We start from the raw sequence: 15,886 nt of genomic DNA, 5'->3' as shown, positions 1-15,886 counted from the left end.
AATGACGAAGCGCACGCCGAGCGTGACCGCACGGCCACGGCCGCGGCCACGTTCCTCGCCCGCCCCCCGATGATCGCGTTCGACGGTCGGGGTGGCACCGCCGACCGCGGCCGACGGTGCGGTGGTCGTGGTCGTGGTCACGTGCCAGCCACCGCAGCGAAGTCGAAGAACGGATCCCCCTCGGATTCCCGGAGTAGTGACAGCTCCCACTCGAAGTAGGCGGCATACCAGGCGTCGCGCTCGGGCCCGAACTCCGGCGCTCCCGTACGGTCGACGACCTCCCCCGCATACAGCGGGTTCGCGGTCACCAATTCCTCTGGTACGGCGTCGATTCCGCCATCGAGGACCCAGATGTCACCACGTGCATCGGCCGCTAGGTACTCCGCGGCGAAGTCCCCGTCACCGATCAGCACGACGCGGGCGCCCCGAGAGACGATCTCGTCGAGGTGCTCCCTTCGGGCGTGCAGAGACCCGGCCACGTGCCCGGCGGCGTAGCGGTGAGAGGCGCGCACGTCGACCAGGCGGACGTCGACCCGGGAGTCCCACTGCGACAGTTCTTGCCAGGTGACGCGATGCCGCACCGGAAGAGTCAGGGACCACCGCTTCCACCGGACCAGCTCCAGCGTCGGGTCGAAGACGACGACCGCCAGCGGCCCGTCGTGCAGGAATCTCAGCCACTGCACCGTGTTGGCCGATCGCACCAGATCCGCGGTGTCCACCAGCACCAGCCGCGACCGCCGTACGGCGACGAACTCGTCGGTTGCCTGCACCAGTTGACCGCCTGGCGCGGACACCGCCGCGGCGTAGTGACCAGCTGAGAACTCCCCGGGTGAGCGGACGTCGAGCAGATAGGTGGTGGAGGTTTCGTCGTCGAGGTGTCCCTGTGCCTCAGCCGAAGTCAGAAGCTCGGTGCCGGCGTCGCTAAACGCGCGCCGCGCCCAGGCCGGCACGTCCGGTGACACGTCGACCGGTGCGGGCGCCTGCGGGCCGGGGCCGAAGTCGAGCGGCTGTCCCGCCCACTGCCATGCCGGCGTGCCGTTGTGCAGGGAGAACACCGGGTTGGCGATACCGGTGTTGATCAGCGATTGGGCGCCAACGATGCCGCGGGTGCGCCCCTGGCAGTTGACGACCACCTTCGTCGTCGGGTCGTCGATCACCTGCTGGGCCCGATAGGTCACCTCCGCTCCGCCACCGGTGTCATATCCGCCGGGGATGTGGTGGTGCGCGTATTCGGCCGGGGTGCGAGTGTCGAGGATGACCACCTTCTCTCCGGCGGCCTGCCAGGCCGCGACGGTCGCGCTCTCGACGGTGGGGGTGGAGTAGGTCTCCTCGATCCACTCCCCCAACGTCTTGCTGCGGACGTTGGTCCCGGTGTAGATGCGGCCGCCTGCGCTCTTCCAACCGTCTACGCCGTTGTCGAGCACGGTGACGTCGCGGTATCCGAGTTGCTCGAGCAGCAGCGCCCCTCGCTCGTCGACCTCGGGGCTGCCTGCCAGCACGATCGGTGTGGTCTCGTGCGGCACCAGGTTCGAGATGTGCTGTTCGACATCGTGATACGACAACCCGGCGCTGACCACGATGTGTCCGGCCGCTCGCTCGGCCGGCGTGCGCAAGTCGAGTAACGCCAACTGGCGGTCGGTCGCGCATAGGGCGTCGAGCAGGTCGGCGCCGTTGATCCGTTGAACCATGGGTGTTCCTCGCAATTTCCGTGAAGGGGTGAAATGGTCTACGGACCGACCGGCGGCGTGCCCTTCAACTGCACGCGGTACGCGACGCGCTCGACGCCGTACTCCAGATCTTCGACGCGGCGGTGCCAGATGGCCCGGTCGTCCCACAGCGCCACGTCACCAGCCTGCCAGCGCCGGCGAACCGTGAACTCGGGCTGGCCGCCCTGCTCGAACAGCAGGCGCAGCAGGTTGTCGCTCTCGACGTGGCCGAGTCCGACGATGCGGCGGGTGAACTGCGGGTTGACGAACAGTCCCTTGCGCCCGTTGAGCGGGTTCACCGCCGCGCAGCAACGGCCGAATCCGTCGCACAGCCCGTGGGGCGCCCCCGGCCTCGGCGACGGGACTCAGGTCGGTTGGTCGCAGGGCCGACGTCGAATTCGGCTTCTCGCCGTCCCTCCTGTCGGCGTGGGCGATGGTGACGGCGTCGGCGATGGTGACGGCCTCAGCGGTCATTGCCTGGCCGCCGTCAGCGCCGCGTCGGCCGACGAATGTGCCTGGGCCGCAGGCAGGCCCAGGTGCCCACGCAGCGTGCTGGAGGTGTACGCGTGACGGAACAGCCCGCGGCGGCGCAGTTCTGGCACGACGTGCTCGGCGAAAAGGTGCAGTCCGGTCGGGTAGACGTCGAAGTTGAGGTTGAACCCGTCGGCCGCGCGGGAGGTGAACCACAGCTCGATGTCGTCGGCGATGCGCTCTGGTGTGCCGACGACCATCCGGTGCGCTCCGCCGTTGCGGTCGATGAGTTCCCGGATCGTCAACCCCGACTCCCTCGCGAAACTGACCGTGGTGTTGAGGAACCCGTGCGAGGACTGCACTGCGCCGAGATCGGCCACCAGTCGGGCGTCCAGCGGTGCGTCGAGGACCAGATCGTCGGGCGCCACTGCGAGTTGGTTTGCGAGCCTGCGCAGTTCGCGCGAGTAGTCGAGCTGCTCGTTGAACTCCTGAAGTCGCCGCTGGGCCTCGGCCTCGGTGGAGCCGACCACCGGAAAGAGCCCGGGCAGCACCAACACCGACCCGGCGGGTCTGCCGAACCGCTCCGCGCGAGCGTTGATGTCAGCGTAGAACCGGCGGGCGTCGTCGATGACGGTCTGCACGGTGAAGACCACGTCGGCCCAGCGGGCGGCCAGATCCTTGCCCTGCTCAGACGAGCCGGCCTGCACCAGAACGGGTCTGCCCTGAGGCGTGCGCGGCACGTTGAGCGGGCCCCCGACCCGGTAGTGGGTCCCGACGTGGTCGATGGCCGGTACGGACGTGGAACTGAACACTCCCGATCGGGCATCGGGCTTCAACCCCTCGGCGGGCCACGAATCCCACAGCTTGGTCACGACGTCGACGAACTCGTCAGCCTGCGCGTAGCGCTCATCATGACCGGGAAGGTGATCGAAGCCGAAGTTGCTCGCCGCCGCAGGGTGCATCGTCGTGACGATGTTCCACGCGGCGCGACCGCCGCTGAGTTGGTCCAGAGAGGCGAACCGGCGGGCCAACTCGTAGGGACTGTTGAAGGTCGTCGAGGCGGTGCCGATGAGACCGAGCCGCGAGGTGGCCGCCGCGATGGTGGCGAGGACGAGGGTAGGGTCCAACGATTGCCAAGGCTTGGTCGGCGGGTTCTCCGCCAGTGCAGGCCAGTCCGAGAGGAAGACCGCGTCAAAGGTTGCCTCCTCGGAGATCCTACCGATCTCGACGAAGTACTCCGGCGTCAAGAAAGACAGCGGATCGGCCTGATGCCGCCATGCGCTCGGATGTTTTCCAGCGTCGGTGATGTTGGCGTTCAGGTGCAGCTGGCGTGCGGGCTGTGGGGTCACGGGCCAATCGATTCGGGGTGGGACAGCGGCTGGAAATCGTGAGAATGACGCGGATAGTCAACGCCTGTCGGACACCGGAGACGTTAGGGACCCGCTGCCGCGGCCACAACCATTAATCTCGCAATGCACGAAACTATCCCGCACAGCAGAAAATACGTGCCAGAAACTCCGGCACATCGCGATCATGGCGAGTGATGGTGTAATTGCTCATGCCCGTCAGCCAGGCCGACCACCCCGCGGACGGACCCGAACAGACCCAACGCGGAATCGTCAGGTCAGTTCTGAGTGCGTCGGCACTGTTGGCCAGTTTTCGCGACGGTCGGCGCGACCTGCGCCTCTCCGACCTGGCCCGCGAGGTGGGACTGAATGTCAGCACCGCCCACCGACTTCTACAGACGTTGGTTGCCAGCAAGCTGCTCGTGCAGGACGCCGACAGCGACCGCTACAGTCCCGGCCCGGTGCTCGTCGAGATCGCCAACGGACTGCTCGCCGCCGACAGGACGGCCAGCACGGCCGACATCATGAGCGCTCTCGCGGCGCGTACGGGTGAGTCGATCAGCCTCGGTTCCCGCTCGGGTGGAGACGCCGTGGTGTTGATGCACGTGGCGTCGGCCCAGCCGCTGCGCTTCGAACGCAAGGTGGGCGATCGCATCCCCTTGCATGCCTCCGCGTTGGGCAAGGTGCTGCTGACGTGGTCGCCCGAGCCGACCGAGGACGCGCTGCGTTCGATCGCGCCGCTCGCGGCGGTCACCGGTGACACCATCACCACCGTCCGCGGAATGGCCGCGGATCTGCGCGGGGTTCGTGACCGCGGATACGCCGTGGCCACCGGAGAGGAGGTGCCAGGCATCCGCAGTGTCAGCGCGCCGGTCCTTGACTCGGAGGGCACGGCCATCGCCGCAGTGGAGGTGTCGGGTCCGTCGGACCGTCTACGCGACGCCGACGTGGCGGAGTTCGCCAGGATCCTGGCAGGAGGCGCGGGAGCTATCCAACACGTGCCCGACGCGGATCTACTCTTCTGAGCGGAGAGCCCGCGTCGGGCCAGGTGGGCGAGATCGCGCCCCTGCCCGTTGGTGGACCGCCCGCATAGGTCGAACCCGTTGGTCGCGCGCCACGCAGGCTCACCTTGTGCAGGATCCGCGTCGCCGTTCCATAGTCGTTGATGCCCCGGTGGATGGTCGACCAGTTGTCGGACAGCACCAGTGTTCCCGGCTCCCAACGGATCCGCACGGTGTTCTCGGCACGGGTCAGCCTGGCCAACAGGAGTGACAGCAGGGCGTCGCTCTCATCGGCGCCCAGCCCATCGATCGCTCTGGTGAAGGCGTGGTTGACGAACAACCCCCGTCTACCAGACCTGGCGTTGGTCACCACGACCGGATGGCGCACCGGCGGCAGGTCGGTGATCAGCCGGTCCTCCCAGACGCCGGGACCGTTGACGTCGAGGTACGACGCGAGGCCCGCGTCGTCGTGGAAGGCGTGCAGCGTGTCGACGAAGCCTCGCAGGGGTGCGCTGAGTTGCTCGTAGGCGGCGACCGTCGAGGCGAACTCGGTGTCTCCTCCGGACGGCGGCAGCACCCGTGCGAACAACGCCGTCGCCGACGGCGGTTCCAGCATGTAAGTGATGTCGCTGTGCCAGTAGCTGACTCGACCGTCGGACCGCCTTCCGTCGACCGCCTTGACCTGATGGTGTTCTCGGCTGATACCGGGTATGACGGGGCTGGACGGCGCGAGGTGGCCGAGCCGGCCCATGAATGAGATCTGCTGGGCCGGTGTCAGAATCTGTTCGCGGAACACCAGCACGAGGTGTTCGGAGAGCGCCGCGAGGATGGCCGCGACCGCGGGTTCGGAGACGGGTTCGCGCAGATCGAAATCGCGCACCTCGACGCCGAGCACGGGCGACAGATGGCGCAACGTCAACGAGTCCGTATCCACCGCTCGCAGCCTTCCAGTTCAGGCGGATCGTTAACAAGGTAAAGACTCAGGGCGAGTCCTTTGCCCGGCGTCATCGCCTAACATCCCGCAGCGCAGGAATCTTTTGCGCAGTGCGAGATAAATTCTGGATAGCCGAGCCGAAGTCGCCTACCTTCGCCTCATGACCGCCGCGCCCTCCCCGACCCTGGCTGAGCCCGACGACCTGCAGGCGCGCCACTTCCTCGCCGGCCTGGCCCGCGCCGCGGCGACCATCGCGGCGTCCGCCGCCGAGCGCGATGTGCAACGCCGTTACCCCACAACCGAATACGATGCGCTTCGGGATACCGGATTCTGGCGGCTGTCAATCCCCGTCGAGTATGGCGGACTCGGTCTGGGCTACGAGACGCTGATGGCCGCCGTGATCGAGGTCGCGGCGGCGGACGGCAGCCTCGGGCAACTCCCGCAGAATCACTTCAACACTCTCGAGCGAGTGCGGCTGGCCGGGTCCCCCGCGCAACACGCGAGGATCTTCCCGAGGGTGGCCGCAGGCGCCGTCCTCGGAAACGCGAGCGCAGAGCCGCGGGAGCGACCGCCAGGCGAAGCTTCGACTCGCTTGCAGCGGGTGGCGGACGGATACCGGCTCACGGGCCGCAAGGTCTACGCGACGGGCGCGCTGCTCGCCGATCTGGTGGCCGTGCAGGCCCGTGACGACGACGGTCAACAGGTGTTCGCCCTCGTCGACCGGCATGCGCCAGGGGTCGTCATCACCGACGACTGGTCCAGCTTCGGGCAGCGCACGACCGCATCGGGCACCGCCGCACTCGACGACGTGCCGGTCGCGGCACTCGACGTCCTGAGCGCAGGACCCGATCCCCGTCCGACCTACCGCATCTCGGCCCAGTCGCAGCTGTTGCACTGCGCCATCGACACCGGCATCGCCGAGGGCGCGCTTCGCGCAGCGATTCGGCTGGCCCACGAGGTGCATGGTGGACGAGGCAGCGGTGCCACCGATTTCGCCGACGACGTGCTCGGCGTGGCGAAGCTCGGCGAGTCGTGGATAGCCGTCCGGAGCGCGCGGGCGCTGGTGCACGACGCCGCCCAGCGTCTCGAAGTACTCACCGACGCGAGCCGACTGGAGGACGTCCTTGACGCGTTCTACGGAGTGGCAGCAGCCAAGACGGTCTCGACCGAGACCGCCTTGACGGTGACCGCCACACTGATCGACGTCGGCGGCGCCAGTTCGACAAGGACGGCGCTGGGTCTCGACCGGTATTGGCGCGACGCGCGCACGCACACGGTGCACGACGCCGTGCGCTGGAAGCCGTACTCCATCGGCCGCCGCCTCATCGGTGGCGACGTCGCCGATCCATGGAGCATCGGTCACCCCTACGTTCCACTCGCCCAGCTGCAAGAGGCGAGCGCCCCCCTCAACCACGACGCGGAAGTTGATCATCGATGAGCGCTCCCCCCTTCACCACCACCCGGCTCGGCAAGCTCTACCAGGGCGACCCCCTTCCCGTCGTCACCGAGGCCACCACGTACTACCCGGCGGGCGCAGTGACCTTCGGCGTCGAGGGACGCGCTCTCTTCGAAGACGGCGGAGACACCCCGTGGGCCGGTGGCCCCACCCTGCACGTGTTCGACACTGCCTCCGGCAAGGAGCATCTGCGTTTCGACGCCTTCCCGGGCGAGGAGCACTACCACTACCTCACCCCAGGCGTGCAGAACCACTGGATCGGCTTCGACACCGTCGCCGACGGTGAGTTCATCGAGTGGCTGCTGGACAGGGTGCGGACCAAACTGCCCGAGCTGCTGCGCTTCGCGGGAGCGACCGAGCTCGCCAGCGAGGTCGACCCGTCGGTGATCGCAGGCGTTCTCGACGAGGTGCAGACGCACCTTCGCAGCCGGGATCTTCGGCTCGACGCGAGCACCGATTCGGCCATCGGACCGGACGAACTGGTGGCGCGGCTCGACGACGGCGCCGAGATCGCTCTGCTCGACGTGCGTGAGCGCGGCGTCACGGCGCGCGAGGGCACCCTGTTGCTCGCCACTCCACTTCCGTTGTCCGAGATCGAATTCCGGGTCCGGCGGTTCGTACCCCGATTGACGACGCCGATCGTCGTCATCGATGACGGTTCCGGCGTCCTGGCAGCCGCTGCGACCTCAATCCTCGCCAGGCTCGGCTACACCGCCGCGCTGACGCTCGTCGGCGGCGCGGCAGGCTGGGCCGAGGCCGGTCTCGAGCTTTACACCTCTGTGCAGGCGCTGGGCCAGTCGTTCGGGGAGTTCCTCGAGCGCGCCGAGCACACTCCTCACGCCACGGTGGACGAGGTGCAGGCGCTGGTCGACGCGGGTGAGGACGTGCTGTTCCTGGACAGTAGGCCGATCGAGGAGTTCACCGCGCACAGCCTCCCGCGGGGCATCTCCGCGCCAGGCGCCGAGATCGTCGCCCGCGGACTGGATCTCATCACCTCGCCGGAGACCGTCGTCGTGGTCAACTGCGCCGGGCGCACCCGAAGCATCGTCGGCGCCCAGGCGTTGATCAACGCCGGCGTCACGAACCGGATCGTCGCCCTCGAGGGCGGAACGATGTCCTGGTCGTTGGAGGGGCGCGCGCTCGCGCACGGACTTCACCGACAGGCGGCCGCGCCCGCCAGTCCCTCCGGCAAGGCACACACCGAGGCCGCGGCCCGGTTGTTCGACCGCTTCGGTATCGCGAGGATCAACTGGGACGACGCCGGCCGGTTGCAGTCCGATCCCGAAACCACCACCTACCTGGTGGACGTTCGGACGCCCGAGGAGTACACCACCGATCACGTCGACGGCTCCATCTCGGCCCCCAGCTGGGACATCGCACCGTGGGCCTTCCGGCATCTCGCGACCCTGAACGCGAGCATCGTGGTGATCGACGACGCCGCGGGCCTGCGCGCGGCCCTCACAGGTTCCTGGCTCGTACAACTGGGCTGGGCCAAGGTCTCGGCGCTGCTGATCGACGACGTGCCCGCCGCGGCTCGTACGACCGGTCCAGAGCCGTCATCGTTCACCGGAACCCCCGGCGCCGTCGTGCTGATCGAACCTGGCGACCTGCAACGTGACCCGGCCCGCTACACCATCGTCGACGTGGCACGCAGCGATGTCCATGCCGCAGGACACCTTCCCGGAGCGCACTGGGCCACCCGCTCCTCGCTGATCGCCGACCCGCAATCCATCCCCGGCACCGGCTCGGTCGCGGTCACCTCTCCCGACGGTGGCCTGGCGGCTCTCGTCGCCGCCGACCTCGCAGGTCGGACGGACCGCCCGGTGATCGCGGTGCGTGGCGGCACCGAGGGCTGGGCGGATGCCGGACTCACGTTGGAATCTGCACTCTCGCAGGCCATCTCCGCCGTGGATGACGTGGCGCTCAGCCCCTGGCAACAGGCCGATCAGCACGCCGCCTTCCACGAGTACCTACGCTGGGAGGTCGCGCTCGTCGAGCAACTCGACCGCGACGTGACCACACCGTTCGCGGTGAAGTAAGGCGACCGTGGATCTGCAATTGCAGGGTAAACGCGCCATCGTCACGGGTGGCAGCCGTGGCATCGGGTTCGCGATCGCCGCGGCATTGGCGGCCGAAGGCGTCCAGGTCGTCATTGCCGCCCGCGACCTCGCCCGGCTCCAGGCCGCAGCGGCCGAACTCAACGACCGCGGGGGCGGCACCGTGCACGCCATCGCCGCCGACACGGGTCGTGACGACTCGGTGCGAGACCTGGTGCAGCGCAGCGCCGAAACACTCGGCGGGATCGACATCCTGGTCAACAACGCGGCCAATCAGGTGGTCGGCAACCCACCACCCGATCTCGCGGGAACCACCGACGAGGCGTTCTTCGAGGACGTCAACGTCAAGGTCGTCGGCTACCTGCGGACCGCGCGAGCCGTGGCACCACTGCTCACTGCGCAAGGCTGGGGCCGCATCATCAACGTCAGCGGATTGGGCGCACGCCAGACCCGCTCCATCGTGCGGACCATCCGAAACGTCAGCATCGCCGGCCTGACGAAGAACCTCGCGGACGAACTCGGCCGCCATGGCGTCAACGTCACGGTCGTCCATCCCGGTCCCACCCGCACCCCTGAGCTGACGGCGAGTCTCGCCGCGGCGGCGTTGGATCGCGGTGCTGGGGTGCACGAACTGGAGCGCGAACTCGTCGACAACGCCGTCGACCGACTGGTGGATTGCACCGAAGTCGCCGACGTCGTGACGTTCCTCGCCTCGCCACGCAGCTCGGCCATCAACGGCGACGCCGTCGCCGTCGGCGGTGGCGCACTCGGCGCCGTGTACTACTGACGCATCAGGAGGGGCCCGCCGCAATGACGGCAACCGAACACCGCACACCACTCGACACCGGCGGACAGCCGAGCCAGGCCGAGCGGTGGCCGACCGCAGCCCGATTCGGCGTCGCCGACGTGCTCAGCGACCTGTCGGCACGGGCCTCCGAGCGCGACGCCACCCGCGAGACTCCTGCCGCCGAGATCAGGCGACTACAACGGGCGGGCATCCCGGCGCTACGAATTCCCGAAGTACTTGGTGGACGGGGTATCTCGCTTGCAACGCTATACACTTTCGTGGCCGAGCTCGCCGAAGCCGATTCCAGCGTTTCGCACGCATTGCGCAACCACTTCGCCTTCGTGGAGCTGACGCTGCGGAGCCCACCGGGCAGCGTTCGGCGTGGGTACCTGGCAGGCATCGTCGACGGTGACTTGGTCGGTGGGTCGTTCAGCGAACTGCGGGCCAGCAAGGCGGGCATCGCGGACTTCAGCACCGCACTGTCTTCCCGCGACGATCGCTACGTCCTCAACGGCGAGAAGTTCTACAGCACCGGCAACGTCTACTGCGACGTGCTGTTCGTCAAGGCGGTCGATCAGAACCGAGAGCCGGTCACGGTGGTGGTGCCTGCGACCCGCGCCGTGTCGACGTTACCGACGACTGGGACGGCATCGGCCAACGGCTCACCGGTAGCGGCTCGACCCGGTTTCACGACGTGGAGGTATTCCCCCGGAAAATCCCGCCTGAACGGGAGTTCACCGACGAGAGCCGTTCGTACTCGGCAACTTTCCCCCAGCTGTACCTCACCACCGTGATCACGGGGATTCTGCGGGCGATCACCGCCGAAGCCGTCGAACTGGTTCGGGCCAGGCGTCGCAACTACTACCATGGCAGTGCTGACGAACCCCGGCACGAGCCCGCCGTCCAGTCAACCGTCGGGCAGATCTCGGTCAACAGTCACGCTGCCGACGCGATCGTCGAGCCGGCAGCGCGCTCGCTCGCCAGCGCGTGGGATAACCACGGTCCCGACCGCGAGAATGCGCTGTTGCAGGCATCGCTGGATGCCGCACGCGCCAAGATCAGCGTGGACGATCTCGCCGCCCGCACCGGCTGGCTACTCTTCGAAACGGGCGGGGCGACCTCGGTCCGCGGTGGACTCAATTTGGATCGACACTTTCGCAACGCGAGAACTCTGGCTTCACACAATCCCGACAGTTACAAGCTGCGGTATCTCGGCGACTATCTACTCAACGGCGTGACCCCGCCGAAGCGGAGCTTCTTCTAGAATCTGCGCGAGCCAACGGCGACGCAGGCCCCAGCGCGTACGCTTCACTCGTCTTGAGGAAACCCGTTCTCCTGAAAGGCCATCCCGTGAGCGAGAACACCTATCGAATCGTCGAGATCGTTGGCACGTCGCCCGACGGGGTGGATGCCGCCATCCGCAACGGTGTCAGGCGCGCCGCGCAGACCCTGCGTGGACTCGACTGGTTCGAAGTTCAGTCAGTGCGCGGTGAACTGGAAGACGGTCAGGTGGCCCACTTCCAGGTGACGCTCAAGGTCGGTTTCAAGCTGGAATAGGCGGGACGGGTCATCGGGCTCGTTCAAACCGCGTCGTCGAGCAACCGTGCCGCTTCCACGACATCGTTCGGCGTGATGATGGCACGACCGCGCAACGTCTCGATCGCGCGCTCCACGAGCGCGGGCGTGAGCCACGGGTACTCATCGAACAATTGCGCGCATGCGGCCAGCGCAGGCCGGTTGCCCACTGAGAAGATGTCGGGCCAGTATTCACGCGCGCGATAGGAGGCGATCGCCGCGGCAGCGCGCCCCGCGGCGCTGCCACCGCTGGAGAGTTCGGCGTAGAGCTCGTCGGCCGCGTCGTCACCCATGACGTCGCGCATCCACTCGAACGGCCCCAGATCGTCCATTCCAGACTCCTTGCCCCCAAGCGCTGCGGTGACGTGTGTCCGTACCCGCCATCGACGCTAGGTGCGTGCGGCGGTGCGGCCGACATTGGGAATCGCGCTGAGGCCAAGGCCCTTTACCCGCGCGGCCTTCGCCATGATTCCCAATCGCATTGGGACTCGGGCAGCGCTCCCTATGAATCAGACCGATTCTCGGTGCTGCCCTACCCGGGGCGGATGGCTATTGTCAGCTGCCTGCAGACGGCGTCACGAAGATCGATCAGCTTCACGACGACTCCGAGTAGCCGACTGTTGCACGTCAGAATGGGTCCGCGGTCCGAAACGTCTCGGCGGATGATCGTGCGAAGGCGTCGAGTCGCTGCTGTTTGGTGCGCTGCAGATGCTCGGTGATGGCCTTGCGGGCCGTGGCACCATCGCCCGACTCGATCGCGTCGAGGATGGCGCGGTGTTCGTCGGCGACCACGACGAGATCGTCGTGGTGCTGGGCGTCGCGGTCATAGACACGCAGGCGGGCGACCAGGTTGGCGAGCGTCTCGCGCAGGGTGGAATTGCGGGAGGCGACCCAAAGCATCTCGTGCCATTGCGAATTGAGTTGCCTTGCGACCGCGGGATCTTCCTCTGCGCAGGCCTGGCGATGCAGTTGCGCCAGTTGCGCGAGTTGCAGATCCGTCCGGCGGGTCGATGCCGCTTCCGCTGCGGCTTGCTCCAGGACGATCCGCACGTCATAGATTTCGATGACGTCGTCGGGCGCACCCGACCGGATGCGGTATCCGCGCGCCGCCCTGGTGATCAAGCCCTCCTGCTCGAGTCGATTCAGCGCCTCACGGACGGGTGTCCTGGACACTGCGTATGCCGTGGTGAGTGCGCTTTCACTCAGCGGCTCCTCAGGAGAGAATCGACCCGCCAGCAGATCCGCGCGCAGGACGGTGTGAAAGGGCATTCGGTGCACTCGGCCTCCGTTGTCGATCGTCCAAGCGAGAATACAGAGCGGTCATAGATGTATACATAAAATACTCATAGTGAGGCGAAGAGAGACTGATCAGCGTCAATGGATCCATACTGGCCACCTCAGCGAATCGCCACGAAGGAGTCCACATGAGTCGCCGCCCACAGTTCGAAAGGACCCCTGACTCACCGGAGCGTGTCAACACCGGCGCCGTCTCCCGCTGGCGGGTCGTCGACATCGTCGTCGCCAGCGTGCTTGCGGTGGCCGCAGGCCTCGTGTTCGTGCTGTGGAACATCGCGTCCAATCCCATCAGTGCACCGCTCAGTGCGTTGCTCCCCGGCCTGCAGGCTTTGGCCGGGGGCGGCTGGCTCTTCGCGGGCGTGCTGACCGCCCTCGTCATCCGCAAGCCGGGTGCGGCGTTGTACGGAGAACTCATCGCGGCCACTGTGTCCGCCCTGGTCGGCAATCAATGGGGTGTCCTCACCCTCGAATCGGGCCTCGTGCAGGGCCTCGGCGCCGAGCTCGTCTTCGCCCTGTTCCTGTACCGCAGATGGAATCTGCCCGTGGCTCTGCTGGCAGGGGCCGCCGCCGGTCTCGCCCTGGCGATCAACGATCTCATCCTCTGGTACCCGGGGTCGGCGGTCGCGTTCGCTGCCATCTACACGGTCGCCGCGGTCATCTCCGGTGTCCTGATCGCCGGCCTGCTGTCGTGGTACGTGGTCAGAGGGCTGGCGAAGACCGGTGCGCTGAGCCGATTCGAGTCCGGCAGGGTGGGGCTGCGCAGCCGCGGCGCGCAATGAGTTCGCCGCCAGATGCCGTCGGCGGGGCTGCCGTTACGGCGGCACGCTGGGGCTGGCGTCATGCGGGGCGCCGAGACTGGGCGATGCACAACCTCGACTTGTCGATTGCGCCCGGTGAGCGCGTCCTGCTTCTCGGTCCGTCGGGAGCGGGCAAGTCGACTCTGCTGCACGGTTTCGCCGGACTCCTCGGCGGTGCGGAGGACGGACTGGAGACAGGACGACTACGGGTCGACGGTGCGCCTCCGAACGAACGACGATCGCGCATCGGCATGGTGCTGCAGGACCCCGATTCGCAGGTGATTCTCACGCGCGTCGGCGACGACGTGGCCTTCGGGATGGAGAACTTCAACGTCCGGCGCGAACAGATCTGGCCACGCGTCGCAGAAGCGCTGCGCGCCGTCGGTCTGCGCGTACCGCTGGATCACGACACCTCGGAACTCTCGGGCGGCCAGAAGCAACGGCTGGCATTAGCGGGCGTCATCGCCATGAACCCCGGCCTGATCCTGCTCGACGAGCCGACCGCCAATCTCGATCCAGTCGGAGTCATCGAGGTGCGCGACGCGATCGCCGCCACGGCCGCACGAACCGGGGCGACGGTGGTCGTCATCGAACACCGCACCGAGGTCTGGCTACCAGTGGTCGACCGCGTCATCGTCCTCGGCTCCGAGGGCGAGGTCATCGCCGACGGCACCCCTGAGAACGTCATCCGGCGCGAACACGACTATCTCGTGGAATCCGGCGTCTGGGTTCCCAGGATGCCGGCACCCAATGTCGACCGCCACCGCCCGATGCGCACCGGCACCCTACTGTCCGCGACCGACCTGTCGCTCGGCTACGGCTCCGGCCCGCAACTTCATTCCGGGTTGAACTTCGAAATCGCCAGGGGCCGGGTCACAGCCGTGACGGGACCGAACGGAGCGGGGAAGTCCACGCTCGCACTCACCCTCGGTGGATTACTCCCCCCGGCCCGAGGACGAATCGACGCCGTTGCCGACTTCGCCCCCTCACCGAAGCGCCGCGAACCCATCCGCTGGCGGTCCAAGGAGTTGCTGAATCGTATCGGCAGCGTCTTCCAGGACCCCGAGCACCAGTTCCTCAAGGGCACCGTCCGCGAAGAACTCGAGCTCGGACCGCGGACTCTCAAGCGCGGTCGTAAGGAGACCTCCGCACTCGCCGACGAATTGCTCGAACGGCTTCGCCTGAGCCATCTCGCCGAAGCGAATCCCTACACCCTGTCCGGTGGAGAGAAGCGGCGACTCTCGGTCGCGACAGTGCTCGCGACGAGACCCGACCTGATCGTCCTGGACGAGCCGACGTTCGGACAGGATCGCCGCACCTGGGAGGAACTGATCCGGCTGCTTGCGGAAATCGCCGACGGTGGTACCGCGATCGTGGCCATCACCCACGATCTGGACTTCGCCGCCGCGCTGTCCGACGACGAAATCGCCCTGCCCTCATGGGAAGCGGCGGCCGCTGCGAACGGTGCGCGATGACAGCCGGCAGCGCAGGCGCACCCGCGGCGGTGCTGCCCGCGAATCCCGTCGCGAAGCTGATGACCGCGCTGGTGATCGCACTGGCCCTCGTGCTCAGCGTGGACTGGGTCTCTGCGTTGACCGCCCTCGTCCTCGAGCTCGTCCTGATCTTCGTGCTCGGAGTTCGGTTGCGGACCTTCCTCATTCGCAGTGCGGTGATCGTCACCGGGGCCGGTCTAACCGCACTCACGATCCTGCTCTACGGTCAACCGGGCGGCACGGTGCACTGGCACTTCCTGCTCGTCAATGTCAGCGACGGATCCATCACGCTGTCGCTGGCGACCTTCCTGCGAGTGCTGGCCATCGCGCTGCCGTCGGTGTTCCTGTTCGTCGACGTGGAACCGTCCGAGCTCGCCGACGGGCTCGGACAGATCCTCAAGCTTCCCGCTCGATTCGTGCTCGGCGCCCTGGCCGGCCTGCGTCTCGTCGGATTGCTCGGCCAGGACTGGCAATACCTGGGTTACGCGCGCCGGGCGCGGGGCGTCGCCGACCACGCGCGGCTGCGCCGCACGGCCGGGCAGGCATTCGCGCTGCTGGTGTTCGCCGTACGCCGCGGATCCAAGCTCGCCACCGCGATGGAAGCGCGCGGGTTCGGCGCATACCCGACGCGGACCTGGGCCAGGCCGTCCGAGTTCGGCGGACGCGAGATCGCTCTCATCGGTGCGGGCGTCGTCATTGCGGCCACGGCGATCTCGGTCTCGGTCGCCACGGGAGCATGGAACTTCATTGGCACTCGATGAGGCCCTGCGCCGCCTGCACGTGTCGGCAGCGACGACCGTGCTGATCGACGGGCGCTCCGGATCGGGCAAGTCGACGTTGGCCACACAGCTCTGCCGGGAATGGACCGATAGCGTGCTGGTCCGCCTGGATGACGTCTATCCCGGGTGGGACGGTCTCGCGTGGGCCGTCGAACACATCCAGTCCTCGCTGCTGCAACCCCGGTCCG

The 15,886-nt window shown here is 67.5% G+C and carries 16 protein-coding genes and 1 pseudogene; 11 read left to right on the top strand and 6 right to left on the bottom strand.

Translation table 11 applies throughout. The features are described from left to right. Positions 1-137 precede the first annotated feature (137 nt). The 3 genes from QOI01_RS08225 to QOI01_RS08215 form a co-directional block, all read right to left on the bottom strand. Positions 138-1,688 carry a rhodanese-like domain-containing protein gene (locus tag QOI01_RS08225; protein WP_526379766.1) on the bottom strand — a complete coding sequence of 517 codons (1,551 nt, stop codon included), beginning with the start codon at positions 1,686-1,688 and terminating at the stop codon, positions 138-140. A gap of 38 nt (positions 1,689-1,726) precedes the next feature. After that, a complete protein-coding gene (locus QOI01_RS08220) occupies positions 1,727-2,005 on the bottom strand; it encodes a TauD/TfdA dioxygenase family protein (protein ID WP_526379764.1) in 279 nt (92 codons plus the stop codon). 171 nt (positions 2,006-2,176) lie between these two features. Beyond that, positions 2,177-3,526: an LLM class flavin-dependent oxidoreductase gene (locus QOI01_RS08215; protein WP_526379762.1), complete on the bottom strand. Its 1,350-nt coding sequence runs from the start codon at positions 3,524-3,526 to the stop codon at positions 2,177-2,179. A 209-nt stretch (positions 3,527-3,735) separates the two neighbouring features. Here QOI01_RS08215 and QOI01_RS08210 point away from each other — a divergent pair, with 209 nt between their 5' ends. Next, a complete protein-coding gene (locus QOI01_RS08210; RefSeq protein WP_526379760.1) occupies positions 3,736-4,548 on the top strand; it encodes an IclR family transcriptional regulator in 813 nt (270 codons plus the stop codon). Here the strand turns inward: QOI01_RS08210 and QOI01_RS08205 are convergent. Continuing rightward, positions 4,511-5,458: a TauD/TfdA dioxygenase family protein gene (locus tag QOI01_RS08205; RefSeq protein ID WP_526379758.1), complete on the bottom strand. Its 948-nt coding sequence runs from the start codon at positions 5,456-5,458 to the stop codon at positions 4,511-4,513. The genes QOI01_RS08210 and QOI01_RS08205 overlap by 38 nt on opposite strands. A gap of 160 nt (positions 5,459-5,618) precedes the next feature. Here QOI01_RS08205 and QOI01_RS08200 point away from each other — a divergent pair, with 160 nt between their 5' ends. The 6 genes from QOI01_RS08200 to QOI01_RS08175 all read left to right on the top strand — a co-directional run bounded on the left by QOI01_RS08200 (position 5,619) and on the right by QOI01_RS08175 (position 11,315). Continuing rightward, on the top strand, positions 5,619-6,896 hold the full coding sequence (locus QOI01_RS08200; protein ID WP_526379756.1) for an acyl-CoA dehydrogenase family protein: 1,278 nt from the start codon (positions 5,619-5,621) through the stop codon (positions 6,894-6,896). Next, complete coding sequence (locus tag QOI01_RS08195; RefSeq protein WP_526379754.1) at positions 6,893-8,953, top strand: DUF7700 domain-containing protein; 2,061 nt, start codon at positions 6,893-6,895, stop codon at positions 8,951-8,953. Before QOI01_RS08200 ends, QOI01_RS08195 begins: the two co-directional genes overlap by 4 nt. Positions 8,954-8,960: 7 nt before the next feature. Beyond that, positions 8,961-9,758, top strand: coding sequence for an SDR family NAD(P)-dependent oxidoreductase (locus QOI01_RS08190; RefSeq protein WP_526379752.1), 798 nt, complete (start codon positions 8,961-8,963; stop codon positions 9,756-9,758). 23 nt (positions 9,759-9,781) lie between these two features. Then, the gene (locus QOI01_RS08185) at positions 9,782-10,552 is read left to right on the top strand and encodes an acyl-CoA dehydrogenase family protein (protein ID WP_526379750.1); all 771 of its coding nucleotides are present in this window, start codon (positions 9,782-9,784) and stop codon (positions 10,550-10,552) included. Then, a complete protein-coding gene (locus QOI01_RS08180; protein WP_526379748.1) occupies positions 10,549-11,022 on the top strand; it encodes an acyl-CoA dehydrogenase family protein in 474 nt (157 codons plus the stop codon). The genes QOI01_RS08185 and QOI01_RS08180 overlap by 4 nt, the downstream gene beginning before the upstream one ends. A gap of 86 nt (positions 11,023-11,108) precedes the next feature. Beyond that, positions 11,109-11,315: a dodecin gene (locus QOI01_RS08175; RefSeq protein WP_526379746.1), complete on the top strand. Its 207-nt coding sequence runs from the start codon at positions 11,109-11,111 to the stop codon at positions 11,313-11,315. Between the two features lie 23 nt (positions 11,316-11,338). Here QOI01_RS08175 and QOI01_RS08170 read toward each other — a convergent pair whose 3' ends face one another. Continuing rightward, positions 11,339-11,665 carry a hypothetical protein gene (locus QOI01_RS08170; protein WP_526379744.1) on the bottom strand — a complete coding sequence of 109 codons (327 nt, stop codon included), beginning with the start codon at positions 11,663-11,665 and terminating at the stop codon, positions 11,339-11,341. Positions 11,666-11,960: 295 nt separating this feature from the next. Next, complete coding sequence (locus tag QOI01_RS08165) at positions 11,961-12,602, bottom strand: GntR family transcriptional regulator (RefSeq protein WP_526379768.1); 642 nt, start codon at positions 12,600-12,602, stop codon at positions 11,961-11,963. Positions 12,603-12,757: 155 nt separating this feature from the next. Between QOI01_RS08165 and QOI01_RS08160 the strand changes: the two genes are divergently transcribed. The 4 genes and pseudogenes from QOI01_RS08160 to QOI01_RS08145 form a co-directional block, all read left to right on the top strand. Further along, on the top strand, positions 12,758-13,408 hold the full coding sequence (locus QOI01_RS08160) for an ECF transporter S component (protein WP_526379742.1): 651 nt from the start codon (positions 12,758-12,760) through the stop codon (positions 13,406-13,408). Continuing rightward, positions 13,405-14,901 carry an ABC transporter ATP-binding protein gene (locus QOI01_RS08155; protein WP_526379740.1) on the top strand — a complete coding sequence of 499 codons (1,497 nt, stop codon included), beginning with the start codon at positions 13,405-13,407 and terminating at the stop codon, positions 14,899-14,901. The genes QOI01_RS08160 and QOI01_RS08155 overlap by 4 nt, the downstream gene beginning before the upstream one ends. Beyond that, complete coding sequence (locus QOI01_RS08150; RefSeq protein ID WP_526379738.1) at positions 14,898-15,680, top strand: energy-coupling factor transporter transmembrane component T family protein; 783 nt, start codon at positions 14,898-14,900, stop codon at positions 15,678-15,680. Before QOI01_RS08155 ends, QOI01_RS08150 begins: the two co-directional genes overlap by 4 nt. Beyond that, a pseudogene (locus tag QOI01_RS08145) lies at positions 15,667-15,886 on the top strand (hypothetical protein); the annotation flags it as partial. The gene QOI01_RS08150 and the pseudogene QOI01_RS08145, both read left to right, overlap by 14 nt.

The sequence above is a fragment of the Mycobacterium sp. genome, from assembly GCF_032162605.1.
GTDB lineage: Bacteria > Actinomycetota > Actinomycetes > Mycobacteriales > Mycobacteriaceae > Mycobacterium.
The sequence above is the reverse complement of the archived record's forward strand: the minus strand, read 5'-3'. Positions and strand labels throughout refer to the sequence as shown.

Coding starts and splice junctions, on each gene's coding strand:
- QOI01_RS08225 (WP_526379766.1), bottom strand. CDS start 1,688: ATGGTTCAACGGATCAACGGCGCCGACCTGCTCGACGCCCTATGCGCG.
- QOI01_RS08210 (WP_526379760.1), top strand. CDS start 3,736: ATGCCCGTCAGCCAGGCCGACCACCCCGCGGACGGACCCGAACAGACC.
- QOI01_RS08200 (WP_526379756.1), top strand. CDS start 5,619: ATGACCGCCGCGCCCTCCCCGACCCTGGCTGAGCCCGACGACCTGCAG.
- QOI01_RS08195 (WP_526379754.1), top strand. CDS start 6,893: ATGAGCGCTCCCCCCTTCACCACCACCCGGCTCGGCAAGCTCTACCAG.
- QOI01_RS08185 (WP_526379750.1), top strand. CDS start 9,782: ATGACGGCAACCGAACACCGCACACCACTCGACACCGGCGGACAGCCG.
- QOI01_RS08170 (WP_526379744.1), bottom strand. CDS start 11,665: ATGGACGATCTGGGGCCGTTCGAGTGGATGCGCGACGTCATGGGTGAC.
- QOI01_RS08165 (WP_526379768.1), bottom strand. CDS start 12,602: ATGCCCTTTCACACCGTCCTGCGCGCGGATCTGCTGGCGGGTCGATTC.
- QOI01_RS08160 (WP_526379742.1), top strand. CDS start 12,758: ATGAGTCGCCGCCCACAGTTCGAAAGGACCCCTGACTCACCGGAGCGT.
- QOI01_RS08155 (WP_526379740.1), top strand. CDS start 13,405: ATGAGTTCGCCGCCAGATGCCGTCGGCGGGGCTGCCGTTACGGCGGCA.
- QOI01_RS08150 (WP_526379738.1), top strand. CDS start 14,898: ATGACAGCCGGCAGCGCAGGCGCACCCGCGGCGGTGCTGCCCGCGAAT.